Genomic DNA, 16,860 nt, shown 5'->3' on the forward strand with positions numbered 1-16,860 from the left:
AATTTTCAGAAGCATTTGGCGCAACATTCTCAAAGACTTTTCAATAAATATTTCGTTAAATTACAGTATTTTTGTGGAGTTATTACTATACAATTGAGATACTTTATAGAATTTTCTTACAACGGCAAGAATTATTTCGGCTATCAGATACAGCCGGATGCCATTTCTGTACAAGAAGAACTGGAAAAAGCCCTTTCCACCATCTTACGGGAAGACATTAAAACAACAGGAGCCGGAAGAACCGATACAGGAGTTCACGCCAAAAAAATATTTGCCCATTTCGATACAGAAAAGGAAATCAGTTCAGAACTTCCACGAAGGCTGAACAGTTTTCTGCCACCTGATATTTCTATTGAAAGAATTTTCCAGGTAAAGGATGATTTTCATGCCCGTTTTGATGCCACTTACAGAACGTACGAATATTATATTTCATTAACGAAGAACCCATTTACCCAGGAATCTGCCTGGCAGCATTGGAAAAGACCGCTGGATATTGAAAAAATGAATGAAGCCTGTAAGATTCTGTTCGAGTATGAAGATTTTACCAGTTTTGCAAAACTCAAAACCGATAACAAAACCAATATCTGCAAAATATATAAAGCAGAATGGGAACAAAACGGAACAGAATTGAAATTCACCGTTTCTGCCAACCGTTTTCTGAGAAATATGGTTCGTGCTATCGTAGGTACCATGGTAGAAATAGGAACAGGAAAACTGAAGCCGGAAGATCTTCGTAAAGTGATTGAGGACAAAAACCGAAATGCAGCTGGTACCTCGGCACCGGGACATGGGTTGTATCTTGTAGATGTAGGATACGAATTTGAATACTGAGAAATAAGCAGCCCTCAATTTTAGGGGCAGTAAAAAAGTCCTGTGGTTACGACTTAAAACAAATCACCGGAGGACTCCGGAAGTCACAAACATTATTGTTTTAAACCTCGTGAGATGTCGGGAAGGGTTAAAACAGGGCTGTTTTGATAAATTACGAAATTGGCAGGTAAGAAATTCTTTCTGATAAGTTTCATCATTTCTTAATGATCCGGAATACAGCGTCTAAACAGAGGAAGGATATTCATTCTGTAAATGACTGGTATCTGAAATTTTCTATAACGATTTGTAGAAGTTGTAAAGGCAGTCCGGTTATAATGTCTTATTTTTGCATAGAATTTTATTTTAATTCTTTTCTTCGATTCGTACAATGAAAAAACAAGATACCTGGGGAATTATAAAAAGACTGTTCTTTATCGGAATGAAATTCCGTTCTTGGTTCATTCTTACTCTGATAATTTCCGTAATACTTTCTATTGTTTCTACTTACAGGCCTTATCTGACAATGCAGGTGGTAGATAATGATATTACCAAACTTCAGGATAAAGCTTTGATGATGAAGCATATTTATATCCTGGTAGGGTTGGTATTTGCTGAAACTATTTTAAACTTTTTTCTGGTTTATTTTTCAAATTTTATTTCGCAGAACGTTATCCGAGACATCAGAGAAAGGCTGTATGCGAAACTTATTTATTTTAAAACCTCTTTTTTTGATAAAACGCCAATCGGACAGTTGGTAACCCGTGCTGTGGGAGATGTGGAAACTATTGCTACAGTGTATACAGACGGATTTTTAATGGTTTTTGGAGATATTCTTAGAATTCTTTTCGTACTGATCATGATGTTCAGCACGAATGTTCATTTGAGTTATATCACATTGGCGATTCTTCCTTTGATGGTAGTTATCACAAGGTTTTTTCAGAAAAGACTTAAAAAAGCATTTGGAGATGAAAGAACCTGGACCGCCAATCAAAACTCTTTTGTACAGGAAAGATTGGCCGGGATGCCTATTATACAGGTATTCAACAGACAGGAAGCGGAATACAACAAATTTGATGATATCAATATTACCCTGAAAGGAGCCTTACTGAGAACCGTTTTTATTTTCTCCCTATTCTTTCCGGTGGTAGAACTTATTTCTTCTCTGTTTATCGGTTTTATTCTTTTCTACGGTGGATATATTACCATCAGTGCAGGGGTTGTCATTGCTTTTATACAGTATATTTCGATGCTGATTCGCCCTTTGCGGCAGATCGCAGACCGTTTCAATAATATCCAGAGAGGTATTGTAGGGGCTGAGAGAGTATTGGGAATAATGGATGAAGATAATTCCATGTTGAATACAGGAACCGTGAAAAAAGATCACTTTGCCGGTAAAATAGAATTCGAAAAAGTACATTTTGCATACGATGAGAAGCAGGAAGTGTTGAAAGGAATTGATTTTAAAGTAAATCCTGGAGAAACCGTTGCAATTGTAGGGGCTACAGGGGCTGGAAAGTCTACGATTATTAGCTTAATAACAAGACTGTATGATATCAATTCGGGAAATATCCTTATCGATGACGTGAATTTGAAAGATTATGAATTGTATAATCTGAGAAGCCACATTGGAGTAGTGTTGCAGGATGTCTTCCTTTTCCATGGAAGTATTTTTGAGAATCTTGCTTTTGGTGATGACAGTATTACTTTAGAAAAAATCAAGGCAGGAGCCAGAGAAATTGAAGTAGATGATTTTATCGAACAGCTTCCTGGAGGTTATGACTATGTTGTAAGCGAAAGAGGATCTTCCATTTCTTTAGGTCAGAGACAGCTATTGTCTTTCTTGAGAGCTTATCTTTCTGATCCTAAAATTTTAATTCTGGATGAAGCCACTTCTTCTATCGACCATGAAAGTGAAAAATTAATACAGAAAGCAACAGAAAAAATTACCAAAAACAGAACTTCCATTATCATTGCCCACCGACTATCAACCATTGAGAAAGCAGATAAAATTATTGTAATGGAACATGGGAAAATAGTGGAAGAGGGTAAACACCTGGATCTTCTTGATCAGAACGGTTATTATGCCACCCTATACAAAGCTCAGCTGAGACACGAAGTGGAAGTGGAAGAGGAAAAAGAATCTTAGTTGGTAAGAAAAGTACCAAAAAAAATATTGTAAGATATAAAATGGCTTAGAGAAAAGTATCAACTGTTATTCTCTAAGCCATTATTTTTTAGTGTTTATCGATAATATTTTGTAGACACTTTTTAGTGTGTTAATATTTTACAGCTTTTATAATGTTTTTTCATTTCTTTTCAAAACGGCAGAATACAAAGTTCTGAACGGTTTCAAAAGGAGTGGTGTGATCTTCAGTAATGCATTGTACCTTTTGAAAACTTTCTTCAAACTTTTCGGATAACGAGGTTTCATCATACTGCTGAATATCCAATCCGCTGCATTTTGTAGGTCCGTTTTTTGAAAAGGTTCCAAGGATCATGAAATTATTTACATTTTTTGTTGCAGTAGCAATGTATTTTGAAACCTGTTCCGGTGTTGTAAGGAAATGAAAAGCAGCTCTGTCGTGCCAGATATCATAGGCTTCTACAGGCTCGAAAGTAGTAATATCTGTGGCTATCCATTTAACTTTGCCGGCTAAGGCTCCAAGTCTGTGTTGTGCTTTTTCCAAGGCTTTGGCAGAAATATCAAGCACGGTGATATTTTCATATCCTTCTTCGAGAAGAAAATCAACAAGATTGCTGTCTCCGCCACCAATGTCGATAATTTTTGCTTCTTTTCCAAGTCCGCAGGCTTGTATGAAATCGAGTGATGTTTTGGGTTTTTTCTGTGTCCAGCTTACCTGATCTGGATTTTTGGTTTCATATACGTTTTCCCAGTGATTTTTGTGATCTGAAGAGCTCATTATTCTTTTAATTGATTATTTATCTCTTCAAATTTACTTATTAATCCGTCAAGTTTACTTTCTTGTTTTTTTATTGTTTTTGGTCTCAGATAAAACCAGTTGAAGGCTATCCATAATAAAGTGATTCCATAGGCCAAACAAGCTGAAAAGAGCGTCATGCGGGAAGTATATTCATATAAATAAAGGCAGATTCCCAGAGACAGCATGATGAAATAAAGATTCATCATCGTAGTCTGCATAAATTTTTGCTTGTTTTTTACCACATATAGGCGTTGTAGATATTCATTGTTAGACTGGGTGCTGTCTATTTTATAAAATGTCATGAACAATCTGTTATAAGCAGCCAGGAAAATAATCATGGCCAAAATCACCAGAACAATTCCCAGTTTGGTACTGATCATCTGAGGCTGATAATAATACCATATGAAAGCTATAAACAGGGACGTAGCTATCAGTGAAAGATTGGAGCAGATCAGCTTACGCAGATTTTCATTCCTGAATTTTTTAAGTTTTCCGAGAAGCTCTTCCAGATTGGGTTTGTTGGAAGTCTGTTGTTTCCAGATATTTTTGAAGTCGATATTAGAATCCATTTTCTTTAAACTTTTGCGTTAATTTTTCTTTTATCCTGTGAATCTTTACCCGTATGTTAGATTCTGAAAGCCCTACAATATGAGCTATTTCTGCCTGCTTTATTTCTTCCAGCTCCAATGAAATAATAATTCTGTCTGTTTCAGGAAGTTCAGAAATAAACTGATAGAGCAATTGGATCTGAGGTTCCAAAGATTCCTGTTTCTTTTCTTCCAGATTCATGGGAAGATCTGTTTTGGCGAATTTCTTTTCTCTTTCCATCTGCCGGAGACAATTGTTGGAAGCGATTCGGAAAATCCATGTCCCTATACTGGATTCGTTTCTGAATTTCGGAAGCTGTTGCCACACGATGATAAAGGTTTCCTGCGCCAGATCCTGTGCCTGTTCTGGATCATTCACATATCCCATGCACAGACGGAATATTTTCTGCCAGTAGAGTTCATATATCTCTTCGAAAGCCATTATTTCGCAGATAAAAAGTTAGTAAGCTGGTTGAAGTACCAATCTTTGTCATCGTACATGATGAAGTGTAACCCTTTTGAAGCATACTGCATATCTGTATTTTTTAAGTTTTTATATTGAGCTTCAATAGCAGGCTTCATATTAGCAAAAAAAGATTCCAGCAGAATAAGTGACGGACATTGTATATTTTTTATTTTGTCTCGGAGATCCGTATTGGAAAAATCACAGTACATTTTAGCAAATGTATTTCGGTCCGATTTCATACTCCAGCCGATCACCGTTTCCTGCATAGAAGTGTCTCCAAGAAGGCTTGGAATAGCCTGCTTCTGCATTTGGAGGAACTGTTCATCCGTCATTGCTGTCAATTTATTAATCATAGGAGTAAAGTCATTATTTTCTTTGGCCTTAAAATTAGGATCTGAAAAAGCAGCGAGGCAAGGTAAAGTATCTACAATAATGATTTTTGCAACGAGATCCGGATAATCTGCAGCAATAGCTAAAGCCAGTCCTCCGCCCATGCTGTGGCCTATAAGTACAGGTTTTTCGATTTTATTATTTTTGATGTAAGCTGCGATTTCTTTTTCCCAGCTTGCGAAGCTGGCACTGGCTTCTGGTGGTATCCCGGCAAAACCTGCCATCGTTAGGGTATAACAGGTGAAATTTTTTTCAAACTTTGCAGTGGTTTCGTTCCATACCTCTCCGGAAGAAGCAAATCCCGGAATGAAAATTAAAGACTGTTTGCCTTTTCCGGTTTTCTTTACTTCAAAAGGATAGGCTTTTGTCTGACCAAATATATTGCATACTGCTAAAAAGAATAACATGACGACAAGAAGGAATGTTAATTTTTTCATGATTTCTAAAGTTTTAAGGTTTATTTGTCTTTTAGAGACGAACATTTTTAAAATGTTACAACAAATTTTACTTTTTTTAGAAAAAATGTTTTCCTTGTATGTTTAGGATATTATTACATCGGTATTATTTTCAATATGGTGTTTCAGAATTATGATAACTCTCAGAATAAATGATAGATAGTAAGATATTAGATTATAATTTTTATGCGAAAGAGCAGATCAGTCCAATATTTTCCCATAAAATTTACTCACATTAAAATACAGGCCTGGAACTGTATATTTATCTTTTTCAAACTTCTGATAATCACATTGTCCTTTATAGCTTTGAGATATGGACTCCATTTGAAATCTGTTCATCATAACATATTCATCGGTCACTGAAATGACATGAAACCCGGTTTCACACGTTAAGCCATCTCCCGAAGAAAGGATAGCTTCTAATAACCCACGAAAGTTTTCAGCAATTTTTTTAGCCGCCCCCTCATCATTTATGAGATGATACATGTAGGCCAGATAGTTCATAGCACGGATGTCGAGCGGATTTTCTTCGAGAGCTTCCTTAAACAGCTGAATACCTTTTGGTAAATCTTTCTCTGTGATTCCTTCTCCGCGGTAATACCTGGTCATTTCCTCTGCTTTCTTACTTATTTTGTAGGGATTATAGCTTTTTTGAAATAGATAACCGAAATAAAGATGACGATACTGATCGTTCGTAAGGAGGGTATCATTCTGCTGTAATCTTTTTAAAAGCTTCGGATAATAGAGTTCTGAGTTTTTATCCTGAATATTCTTTTCAATTAAAGGATAATCCGGAGCCTTGAATTTCAGTTTCTGGGCATGTAGTAAAGTGAACCCAATGAAGAAGAATAAAGAGAAAAATACTTTGATAGTCATGTTTTTTATGAGGTTATTACAATTGATCTTTCATGTAAAAATACGGAATATGTACCAATGGAATAAAATATTCTGATTATTTATAAAAAATATAGTAAAATATTGATGAACTGTTATGTTGTGTCAATAAATTTAGTAACTTTATTCGGAATTTGAGAAGCAACCCCTAAAATAGACAGGGGGCTCAATGGTAAAAACAGTTTTTTAATTAAAATCCAAAAATATTAATGAGTAGCAGTATCCAAGATGAATTTAAAGTCTTTAAAGACGAATTGAGAAAGTTGAATATCGAAGTACAGAAGGTCGTAAAAGTAGGAAATGGCAGTATGGATTTCCACGAGGTTTTCTACAAATCGCCAAGGTATGAGGAGGTAAAAAGTGTGTATGTCCAACGCCATAATCTGGACAATATCATAGAAAAATTTAAGCAAGCTTATCATTAAAAATAAAACGTGCGCCGAAGAGAATCTTCGGCGCACGTTTTTTATGGGTTTATATTAATCTTTATCCAGTGTTGAGGTATGCTTGGTATCTTTCATTCCGACGTATACAATTAATGAAAAAAGAATACATCCTGTGATGTACCAGTAGAAATATTCTTCAGAGCCTATTTTTTTGAACCAAAGTGCAATATATTCTGCAGTTCCTCCAAAGACAGCTACAGTAATGGCATAAGGAAGTCCCACTCCGAGAGCTCTTATTTCAGAAGGGAAAAGTTCTGCTTTTACTACAGCGTTGATGGAAGTATAACCGCTTACAATAATCAGAGCGGCCATAATCAGGAAGAAAGCGCTCAACATTGAAGTGGTGGTACTTAATGCGGTAAGAAGAGGAACGGTACATAAAGTTCCCAGAATTCCAAAACCTAAAAGAAGGGGTCTTCTTCCAATTCTGTCTGACAATGCTCCAAATACAGGCTGCAGGCAGGCAAATATGAATAAAGAGATAAACGATATCAAGGTAGACTCTTCTTTAGTGAGCTTTACGGTATTGACCAAGAATTTCTGCATATAAGTGGTATAGGTATAGAATGCCAGGGTTCCTCCTAACGTTAATCCCACAACTGTAAGCAGCGCTTTCGGATGTTTAAGAAGTTCTTTTACGGTTCCCTTTTTCTCTTCACTGATCACTTTTTTATTTTCGAAAGCTTCTGTCTCGTGAAGATTCGCCCGCAGATATAATGCGATGATTGAAAGCATTGCACCAATCACAAAAGGAATTCTCCAACCCCATTCTTCCAGCTGTTGTTCCGTTAATAATAATTTTTGTAAAATAAGCTGAATTCCTAAAGCAATAAGCTGTCCTCCGATTAACGTTACATATTGAAAGCTTGAATAAAATCCTCTTCGGTCTTGTGTTGCCATTTCACTGAGGTAGGTTGCGGAAACTCCATATTCTCCTCCAACGCTTAATCCCTGAAGCAATCTTGCGAGTAAAAGTAACGCGGGAGCCAAAATCCCAATGGTCTTATAAGTTGGTGTAAGAGCAATAAGAAGAGAACCGAACGACATTAATAATACAGAAAGCGTCATCGCTCTTTTTCTGCCAATTTTATCTGCGATACTTCCAAACATCCATCCGCCAATTGGTCTCATCAGAAAACCTACAGCAAAGATACCGGCGGTGTTCATGAGTTGTGCATTGAGGTCTGAATCAGGAAAAAATGAATGGGAAAAATAAATAGCAAAAGCAGCATAGGCATACCAATCGTACCATTCCACAAGATTTCCGATGGAACCACCTATGATGGCTTTTATTCTTTGTGCCGTTGTGATGGAAGTAGAGTTCATAGCATTATTTTTTCAGAAAAGTTTTTTAATAAAAGAAGCCAAGATACAAAAATCAAGAAAAGAATAAACCGCTCTTAAAAAGAACGGTTTGAGTATGTGGATATAAAATTTTAGAATCTATATCCTAGAGAAAGTCCGCTTCTGAAGCCGGCCCATGGTCCATCTACTTTTATTCTGGCTCCATTGGCATTTGTTTCTACGGTGTATTTCACAAATGGGATATCCAGGTTTTCTATTTCTTTTTTTAACTGTGCCTGCATATCTGGAGTAAGAGCATAATCGGAAGTCATGCTGAAATCTCCTTTTCCTCCGCCATAGTGAGCACCGGCAATCCAAAAATCAAGAACGAGATTTTGGCTTCTTGTCAGGAAAAACTGTACTCCGACCATGAGACCACCGCTATTTCCTTTGGCGCTTCCGCCTCCTTTTAAAGGAATCTGATAGGTATTTCCATCGGGACCATTATAGTCATAATAAAAATCAAATGTATTGGACGAAACATCTGAGTATCGGTAATATGGGGCGAAATAAAATCCTTTTCCATATCCTTTTCCTATATAGAATCTGGGTTCAACGGTAAAATTGGTAGCTTTTACCCTAAGATTCTGAAATCTTTTCTCGTCTTTATCTTTCAGAAAAGCATTGATGAAAGGAACTTTTCCTTCCGGCATTGTTCCAAAACCAATATTTAATGAAAACCACTGAGTGAACGCTCTTTCATACGAAAGGTTGATGTTTCTGAAAGCATAAGCGGTAACATTCGTTTTAACAATATTCATCTTTTCCGACGAAGTATTTTCAATTTCCTGTGCGCCGATGGCGGAAAACAGAAAATAAGGAAGTAATAGGGCTGCTTTTTTCATGATGTTAATATTTTGTGGTAAAAAAGTACCAGCAAAAAACGGGCTGAATTTAACATAATAAATTAAATTAACAGAAAAATGAAACCACTTTTTATTTGGGGATTCAATGGATCTTGCTGTCAACCTTTCTAAAAAAGAGTTTAAAAAAGCTGGAAATATTAAATAATTAGAAGGTTTTTAAGCAGCTGTAAGGATTGAGCGTTAATAAAAAATCCCTGCTCATTGGTATAGGCAGGGATTTTATTTTTTATTTCTTGATGAATTTTATATTTTGACTGTCTTCCGCTTTTTTTCCACTGATTTCAATGAAATAAGATGCCGGAGGAAGATCTGAAATTTGTATGTTTCCTGATTTTACATCAGATGTTTTTACCAGTTTTCCATCCAAACTGTAAATATTTGCTTTGGAATAAGAATCTATATTTCCTTTAAATCCAATAAAATCCTGTGCCGGGTTTGGATAAATGGCCAGGTTTTCTTTTTTGGATACTTTATCAACTGCTAAGAAAGCTGCCGATAAAGCTGCTGCGCTTGAGGTAGACTGGTTGATACTCAACAAAGGAACACTGATATTAGCATTTGTAGAACTTAATAGGGAATATCTGTGAGTGGCATCATAATAAGCATAAGCCGTGTTGGTAGCCGTTCCTATTGCGTTGGAATAGGTGACATCAAAAGATGCATATAAATTAAAGCTCTGCGTATATTTTACCCGAAGAACATTATTGTAAACCTGACTTCCTATAAGAAGTGTTCCATATCCGTCAGCCTGCGTTGCCATTGTTCCGCTGAAAAGACCATTCGCAACAGAAGACGAAAAAGTTCCTTTTGCAGTATCGTTTTGAGCGGGTCCATATGTTGTAGGATAGTTCATGTAAGTTCCGTTGTCTACATTAAAGTTTAAAGTAGCCTGAGGATTTACAATTCCTGTAATTTCAAGTTTTGTAGCTGATGTTTTATAATAAATTGTTGTAGTTCCATCCACCATTTTAAGATTAGACCCCGGAAATGTTGTGATTTCTGTAGAAATGGGAGTGGAGTAAGTAACCTGTGATGCTGTTCCCAGCGTTAAAGCTGTGTTATTAAAGGTAGCATTTGCTCCGGATGCTGTGTTATCCACAGTGCCGATAACCAGATTGTTGTTAACAATATCTCCAATTAGAGGATCATTCGATGCTTTGGTAAGCGTAATCTGTGCGGAAAACATCATTGAAGTTCCCAACAAAACGAGTATAGATTTTTTCATGGCCAATTTTTTACTAAAGTTAAATAAAAACTTGATTATATTTTTTATTTACCTGTTTTTTAATTAAATATATAAAATAAAGTCGGCGGCTGATGAAATCAGCCGCCGATTCTGTGCGTCAAATAAGTATACGTTTAGTTGCTCATGATCATTTTGCGATAAGCGTAAATATCTTCAATCGTTACTACGCTCATTCCTTTTTTTATGGCGAAGTCTACGATTTCCGGAAGTCTTGCCATGGAACCGTCTTCATTGGTCAGTTCACAAAGCACGGCATCGTCCCCCAAGTTGGCCATTTTTACAAGGTCTACACTACCTTCTGTATGGCCGCGTCTTGCAAAAACACCTTCTTTTCTGGCTATCAGGGGGAAAACGTGTCCCGGACTTGCGATATGTTCGGCCTGAGCGTTTGCTGCAACAGCTGTTCTGATTGTGGTTACCCTGTCTTTTGCAGAAACACCAGATTCTACGCCTTCTTTAGCTTCTATAGAAATGGTAAATGCTGTTTGATTTTTCGAATTGTTGGTTTCCACCATCGGACGGAGGTTGAGGTGCCTGCTCTTTTCCTCAGAGATGCATAAACATACGATGCCGCTGCATTCGCGTATCAGAAGTGCCATGTCTTGTTCTGTAATAGTGGAAGCGGGGAAAATGATGTCACCTTCGTTTTCACGGTTTTCATCATCTACTAAAAGAATACCTTTTCCCTGTTGTAATGTTGAAAGTGCTTTTTCTACACGTTCTTTGGAGGTTGCTCCAAATTGTTCTAATAATTTTTCCATGTTATTTTACTTTTAAAAGTTAAAATAGTCTTCGGTACATGGAAATGAAATACGACACAACAAGAACCCATAAGGACTCTTATTGATCATCTCATTTTCTTCTCCCATCCAGACTTTAACTGTCGGTTCCGGAATTTCACCAGATCAGTCCTTTCCGGAGAAAGGAGTCGCGGACTGTAACCGCCGGTAGGGAATTGCACCCCGCCCCGAAGAAAACTTATACTAAGTTTTGCTGTTTGTTGTAATTTAAATTGTTATTTCATTGAATCATATTTAACGCACAGATCGCTAATTTCGGGAAGTTTTTTGAATTGAAGAAGAGATTTTTCCTATTTATAACGTCAGTATAATATTTAGTTTTCAGAGGGAAACATATGATTGAGAATTTCTACCCATCTTGCGAGTAATAAATCGGTGTATATTTCTTTATCTAATCCATAGGAACCTAAAGCATAACCATCATTCCATTCTACCAATGCGGTTTCACCTGTGGATAATATTCCAAAATCAATTCCGTATCCCTGAGTTTTTTCTTCGGAATTTTCCAAATCATTGATAGCATTTTCAACGACGGTCATATCCAGTGTATAAAGATCTTCTCCGCTGTATTTTTTTATTCCTACAACTTTTGAATTGTTGACGAAAACCCTGTATTCTGATTTCCATTCAACAACAGGAGCTATATAAAGTTCTGTGTTTTTTGGTAATTCCACCAGACGATATACATCAAGTGAGGATGCTACGGTAAATCCGGTAAAAAGTTTAGTTCTTGAGCGTGGCTTTACAAATATAGAAGGAATATCTTCACTAAAGTTCAAAGCAAGTTCACGTACAGTAGTTTCCCGAACATTTCTGTGAAGGTATTTCTGAAGACTTTTAGGATAGCAATTCGAGGGAACTTTTATTTTATATTTTTTGAAAATAGAGGAAAAGACAAAGTGGTTTCCGACAATGAAAGTACTGTTATCTAGACTTAATAGGTTTCGGGAAACTTTTTTATCTGTAAAAAGCTCAAACGGAATATTTCTGCTTTCCAGAATAGATATCACATCCTCATGTTCCCGTTCCAGTTTTTGATTACCATATTCGTGGATATAAGCCTTTGAGATCATAAATTGTAGTTTTCCTATTCGTATTCTTTTAAATAAGCAACGATCTTTTTCTCTACCAGATCATGTAGCGAATTGCTGATTTTAATCATTTTAGGAGGACTGTTTTCATGAGCGAGAATGTATACACTTTGGTTTTCAGTATTGTATAATAAATGGTCTCCATCTCCATATAACCAAAATTCTCCCAGGAAGAGATAGTTCTTCTTTTGTATTGTTTCAATGCTTAATTCGGTAAAATCTATTTCTATTCCCTCCAATTGTAATTTTGAGATGTTTTGATAGAAAATGATCATTTCATCAGAGAATGTTACAGAAAGCTCTTGTTCTTTTTCTTTAATGATTCTTGCTTCTACGCCTTTTTCAATATGGTCTGAATTGCTGTAAGATCGGGTTAACTGCTTGAAAAACTTAGGGTAGACAGTTTTCAGATACCCGAATTTCTCTTCCACAGTCTTCTGAAGTTCCTTTTCTTTTTGTTTTTCCTGTCTGCAAAAGTCCTCAAATTCTTGCTCCCAACCTTTTTTGTAAAGATCGGATAAAGAGGTTTCTACTTTTTTAGATTGAAGCCAGTCAAAAGCTCCCAGCTGACCAATATACAGGTTTCTGATCTCACTAAAGCTTTCCTTAGGTTTTACGGCAAGAAAAGCTCTTCTGCCACATAATTTTTCTATATCATCAGTATGATCATCAAACCAGCTCAGCCATTCTGGACCGGTTAGCTTTCCTTCTGATAAATCTGTAAACTTTTTAACAATTTCTTCCTGAGTCATATTTAGCTACCTATATTAATATTATATAACCCGTGTTACCATTTCCAGATTTGGGGTTCATCTTTCCAGATCACCAATCTGAAATCCTCGTAATGGTTTCCGTTTCCTATAGTGTGGGTATCTCTGTGTCCTTTGCCAAGTGTTAGCTTGTGTAAAAAACCTGAACAGGCTGCTACCCAAAGCGTTTTTTCATCATCAGAAATTGCCATTCCACTAATGGTAGAGCCAAGAAAGTGTCTCCAGAGTGTATTTCCATTTTTGTCAAAAGCTTTGATGTAGCCATAAGCATCTCCCAGAATATAATAATCCTTAGCAGCCACTCCTGCATACACTCTCATTTCTTCATTAATGTAAGTGAAATCATCAGATTCAGTATAAGCTTCAATATCTGCTCCGGCATACTGTTCGGATGAGATGCCGATCGTAACACCGTTGTAAAAATGACATGAGTTGGTAATTAACTGGCTGTCGTCTTTGGCAAAGAGGCAGAAATGGGGATATGAAGATTGGGGACCAATAGAGCCAATTGTATTTCCTTCATGATCCAATATTCTGTGATCGTAACATTGATCTCCCACTACGATATACGAGTTGTCGTTGGACAATGCTGCATTTTCCATGTCAATTTGTGAACTCCAGTCTTCCTCGTTATCTTCATTGATAGGATGGATGAGCTTTTGACCATGGTTTGAAACAAGAAAAATTCCATCTGAAGAAACAATCACAACCTGACTTCCGTCGTTAAATGGCAGAAGTTGCGTAATGGTAAAATCAGGGTTTTCGTCAAGTTTGATTTCATTAATGATATCGCCGTTCCATCCTTTATATAAAGTTATTTTTTGAGAATCTGCAACCGCAAAAATATCGCCTTGTTTAGATTTTCCAATGGCCTGAATCTCTTCGTCAAGTTTGGTAATCTTGTCACCATCAAGAAGGTAAGCGTATCTTTTTTCGTAAGATGTTCCGGTAAGAAAAACAATTTTTTGGTCATCAATAAACTGAAGATGCTCAATGCTTTGAGATTTGTTCTCCATTAATGGAATTATCGGGGTGTGAGCCGGAGGAAAATATGTTCTGAACGTTTCTGTATCTTCATTCTTGTTGGCGGTTTTAAGCATTTCAAAAACTTCTTTGGCCAATTTTTCTCTTTTGTCTTCAGGTTCTTTACCTTTCCAGTTTTCCCAACCATTTTTTTCACCGAATTCAACCATTTCATTGATGTCTTTTGCATACCGTTCTCCTTCCGTGAACCATTCTTTTTGGATTTTAGTGTCGTACATTGATATGTTTTTTGATAATACTGTTTATATTTTATGCGCATTAAGTTACGAAAAGGAAAAGACAAATCCTGAATTACAGCGGTATTTAAAAGAATAAACACTGTATTGCTACAGTGTTTATCATTATTTTTAATTTTTTGCTTTTATGTTGAGGATGATAATGCCATATGAATTTCCGGATGTATCTTTTATTTCACATTTGAAATAAATCAGATTCTTTAAAAACTTTTGATGGAAGACTTCAGTATGAATAACTATTCCTGTAGGAAGCGCTTGAGAAGCATATCCTTCCAGGCTGTCTATTTCGTAAGTGTTTTCCTGGTTCAGAAAGTTGAAAATCTCTTTTAGAACACAGTTGGCAATAAATATAAAAGGAACAATTGGATAGTTCTCAAAATGTCCTTTGCACTGGGCGGGAGTAAATGGTTCGGTAGAAATCGTAAAATGATGAGGGATATCGTTCTTGATTATTTTGCTTGCAGGAAGGCTCGTATCATGATATTCTACAGGTTCCGGATGATGAAAACCCTGGTAAAACTGTTCGAATGCGTCTTTTGTAATAATATAATAATCGAACTCAGAAGAATATAACCGTTCTCCTGTAGCGGTATCTTTTACATAAATGTAAGATTTTCCTTTTCTGTTGGATTCTAGATTGCTTTCGCAGCTTATAGTAACAGAGGTAGGTTCTTTATAAGAAAGTTTTCTGACTCTTAATTTTTCACCAAGGAAATAGATTTTTTCCTTTGTAGTATCATTTAGAAGTTTGTATAAACAAAAACTGCCTAAAGACGAAAGTTGTTTTATTAATTTCGGAAAATTTTCGTTTTCAAAATGCCAGTCTTTTATTTCTGTCTCTATGGTATTCCCTTTGAAGATAATATTTTCAGGAATGGTAATGTAAGGTGACGTTTCCCCAATATAAGGGATAATGTTTTCTTTGATTTCGGTAATTGTCATTAGAATGAGGTTTTTGGGTTATTAAATTTATTTTCATAGATAGTGGATAACTTATGGTGTAATTACCAACGAAGAAAGTTGGTAAGAAGGAGCGTTTCTATATACTTCAGAAATTATGGATAGAATAATAAAAGTAGAAGTATGACTTAATGTTTTTCCTTTGCTGGAGGGGATTCTTTCATGATTAATATATCTTTTGTTGGTGATTTGTTTATGCAATTTACAAAAATCTATTCATAAACGATTATGAATTTGTATTTATAAAGCTGATTGCTAGTTAATTATTAAGAGAAAGAAGAGGCTTCTAATAGGGCTTTAAAACAATTGTGGATAAGTTATCCACATAACTTATCCACAGTATTTTTTAATGTTGTTAAAAAACAATTTTTATTATAATTTTCTAGAATATATGATATTAGTGAGGTTTTAAAGGAGTATTGTAAAACTTATCCATACTTTATCCACACATAGGATACCGAAATTTAAAAGTTATCCACATTTTTTATTTCTTTGTGGAAAACTATAGACTTTCTATATAATGTTCATAACCACTTTTCTCTAAAACTTCTTTTGCTGTTAAGCGATAAACATCTTTCCAGGAATGAGGTCCGTTTTTTTCTACATATTTTTCAATAATTCTGAATCCCAACCAGTAGTTCATCGATTTGGGAGCGTCTGGAAATAATTTCAGCTGGTCGTTTCTCAACAGAGGATTGTTACCTGAAGTATCAGAAAAATAGGGTTTCAGTTTGGTGAAAATTTCTTTTTCGTTTTTAATATACCAGTTCCAGTTTGGCTGAGTCATATTTTCAACCGCTTCAGATTTCTCTATTTTCCGGTCAAAAAATAGATAAGTGAAATAGCAGGCAAAACCTTCATCAATGGTTTGGCTCAGAGCAGAATTTCCGTTGACATCATTCTTTCTGAAATGTTCATAAACCATATGGTTAAGTTCATGAGGAAGTCCTTTTTCCAAAGCATAAAGGATGTTCACATGATCATTATTAAGTTCCAAAGCAAATTGTTCATCGTTGCATCCCCCAAAAGAAATTCCCGTTAACGGAGTGAAAATTAAACTGATTTTAGCTTTGGGTTGATAAGGAACCAGTTTGCTGAATTTAGTAAGGGCTTCTTTAAATACTTTTTTAATATTGATTCCTAAAAGAATGTTGGCTTTATCTTCCCATTGCTTTCTGTTGCTTTCATATAAAGATTTATTCCATTTTATCATTCCTCGGGGATTGTTGAAGAGCTTCCCGTTCTCATCTCCAAAAATGACTCCGTAGCAGCTGTCCCAAAGCTTTTTGTGAGGGAGATATACATTTCGAACTATTCTGGCAGAATCATATCGATTACTCTGATGAGCAAGAAGCTGGTGTTTAAACAAATTGTGGATAACAATATTTTCAATCTTTATGCTATCAGAGATGGTCTCCAGTTTTTTATAATCAAAATTTTTATCACCATTATATTGAGCCGAACAGAAAAGAATTATAAATAGAGATAAGAACGAAAGAATTTTTTTCATGGA

At 35.8% G+C, this 16,860-nt stretch carries 17 protein-coding genes and 1 riboswitch; of the genes, 3 read left to right on the top strand and 14 right to left on the bottom strand.

The window, feature by feature from the left end:
- Positions 1-93: 93 nt before the first annotated feature.
- Positions 94-831, top strand: a complete 738-nt coding sequence (gene truA / locus ACQ76T_RS20125; protein WP_431345018.1) for a tRNA pseudouridine(38-40) synthase TruA — start codon at positions 94-96, stop codon at positions 829-831.
- A 367-nt stretch (positions 832-1,198) separates the two neighbouring features.
- Positions 1,199-2,956 carry an ABC transporter ATP-binding protein gene (locus ACQ76T_RS20130; protein WP_431345019.1) on the top strand — a complete coding sequence of 586 codons (1,758 nt, stop codon included), beginning with the start codon at positions 1,199-1,201 and terminating at the stop codon, positions 2,954-2,956.
- Between the two features lie 160 nt (positions 2,957-3,116).
- On the opposite strand, the gene ACQ76T_RS20135 is transcribed toward ACQ76T_RS20130, so the two are convergent.
- The 5 genes from ACQ76T_RS20135 to ACQ76T_RS20155 all read right to left on the bottom strand — a co-directional run bounded on the left by ACQ76T_RS20135 (position 3,117) and on the right by ACQ76T_RS20155 (position 6,526).
- Complete coding sequence (locus ACQ76T_RS20135; protein ID WP_431345020.1) at positions 3,117-3,731, bottom strand: class I SAM-dependent methyltransferase; 615 nt, start codon at positions 3,729-3,731, stop codon at positions 3,117-3,119.
- Positions 3,731-4,321 (bottom strand): hypothetical protein, encoded by a 591-nt coding sequence (locus ACQ76T_RS20140; RefSeq protein ID WP_431345021.1) that lies wholly within the window; start codon positions 4,319-4,321, stop codon positions 3,731-3,733. Before ACQ76T_RS20140 ends, ACQ76T_RS20135 begins: the two co-directional genes overlap by 1 nt.
- Positions 4,311-4,781, bottom strand: coding sequence for an RNA polymerase sigma factor (locus tag ACQ76T_RS20145; protein ID WP_431345022.1), 471 nt, complete (start codon positions 4,779-4,781; stop codon positions 4,311-4,313). Before ACQ76T_RS20145 ends, ACQ76T_RS20140 begins: the two co-directional genes overlap by 11 nt.
- Positions 4,781-5,632, bottom strand: a complete 852-nt coding sequence (locus ACQ76T_RS20150; RefSeq protein ID WP_431345023.1) for an alpha/beta fold hydrolase — start codon at positions 5,630-5,632, stop codon at positions 4,781-4,783. Before ACQ76T_RS20150 ends, ACQ76T_RS20145 begins: the two co-directional genes overlap by 1 nt.
- 219 nt (positions 5,633-5,851) lie before the next feature.
- Positions 5,852-6,526, bottom strand: coding sequence for a DUF4919 domain-containing protein (locus ACQ76T_RS20155; RefSeq protein ID WP_431345024.1), 675 nt, complete (start codon positions 6,524-6,526; stop codon positions 5,852-5,854).
- A gap of 227 nt (positions 6,527-6,753) precedes the next feature.
- Between ACQ76T_RS20155 and ACQ76T_RS20160 the strand changes: the two genes are divergently transcribed.
- The gene (locus ACQ76T_RS20160) at positions 6,754-6,969 is read left to right on the top strand and encodes a hypothetical protein (RefSeq protein WP_431345025.1); all 216 of its coding nucleotides are present in this window, start codon (positions 6,754-6,756) and stop codon (positions 6,967-6,969) included.
- A 54-nt stretch (positions 6,970-7,023) separates the two neighbouring features.
- Here ACQ76T_RS20160 and ACQ76T_RS20165 read toward each other — a convergent pair whose 3' ends face one another.
- From ACQ76T_RS20165 to ACQ76T_RS20205, 9 genes are all read right to left on the bottom strand, one after another.
- Positions 7,024-8,316, bottom strand: coding sequence for an MFS transporter (locus ACQ76T_RS20165; protein WP_431345026.1), 1,293 nt, complete (start codon positions 8,314-8,316; stop codon positions 7,024-7,026).
- Positions 8,317-8,426: 110 nt separating this feature from the next.
- The gene (locus ACQ76T_RS20170) at positions 8,427-9,179 is read right to left on the bottom strand and encodes a DUF3575 domain-containing protein (RefSeq protein WP_431345027.1); all 753 of its coding nucleotides are present in this window, start codon (positions 9,177-9,179) and stop codon (positions 8,427-8,429) included.
- Between the two features lie 247 nt (positions 9,180-9,426).
- Positions 9,427-10,425, bottom strand: a complete 999-nt coding sequence (locus ACQ76T_RS20175) for a T9SS type A sorting domain-containing protein (RefSeq protein ID WP_431345028.1) — start codon at positions 10,423-10,425, stop codon at positions 9,427-9,429.
- Between the two features lie 134 nt (positions 10,426-10,559).
- A complete protein-coding gene (gene ribB, locus ACQ76T_RS20180) occupies positions 10,560-11,207 on the bottom strand; it encodes a 3,4-dihydroxy-2-butanone-4-phosphate synthase (RefSeq protein WP_431345029.1) in 648 nt (215 codons plus the stop codon).
- Positions 11,208-11,299: 92 nt separating this feature from the next.
- A riboswitch (FMN riboswitch) is annotated at positions 11,300-11,425 on the bottom strand.
- Positions 11,426-11,560: 135 nt separating this feature from the next.
- Positions 11,561-12,319, bottom strand: coding sequence for an ATP-grasp domain-containing protein (locus ACQ76T_RS20185; protein ID WP_431345030.1), 759 nt, complete (start codon positions 12,317-12,319; stop codon positions 11,561-11,563).
- Positions 12,320-12,333: 14 nt separating this feature from the next.
- A complete protein-coding gene (locus ACQ76T_RS20190) occupies positions 12,334-13,089 on the bottom strand; it encodes a hypothetical protein (RefSeq protein ID WP_431345031.1) in 756 nt (251 codons plus the stop codon).
- A gap of 35 nt (positions 13,090-13,124) precedes the next feature.
- On the bottom strand, positions 13,125-14,369 hold the full coding sequence (locus tag ACQ76T_RS20195; RefSeq protein WP_431345032.1) for a hypothetical protein: 1,245 nt from the start codon (positions 14,367-14,369) through the stop codon (positions 13,125-13,127).
- Positions 14,370-14,498: 129 nt separating this feature from the next.
- Positions 14,499-15,329, bottom strand: coding sequence for a hypothetical protein (locus ACQ76T_RS20200; RefSeq protein WP_431345033.1), 831 nt, complete (start codon positions 15,327-15,329; stop codon positions 14,499-14,501).
- 520 nt (positions 15,330-15,849) lie between these two features.
- Positions 15,850-16,857 (bottom strand): DUF2268 domain-containing putative Zn-dependent protease, encoded by a 1,008-nt coding sequence (locus tag ACQ76T_RS20205; RefSeq protein WP_431345034.1) that lies wholly within the window; start codon positions 16,855-16,857, stop codon positions 15,850-15,852.
- Positions 16,858-16,860 lie beyond the last annotated feature (3 nt).

It is taken from the genome of Chryseobacterium sp. JK1, from assembly GCF_050632815.1.
Classification (GTDB): domain Bacteria; phylum Bacteroidota; class Bacteroidia; order Flavobacteriales; family Weeksellaceae; genus Chryseobacterium.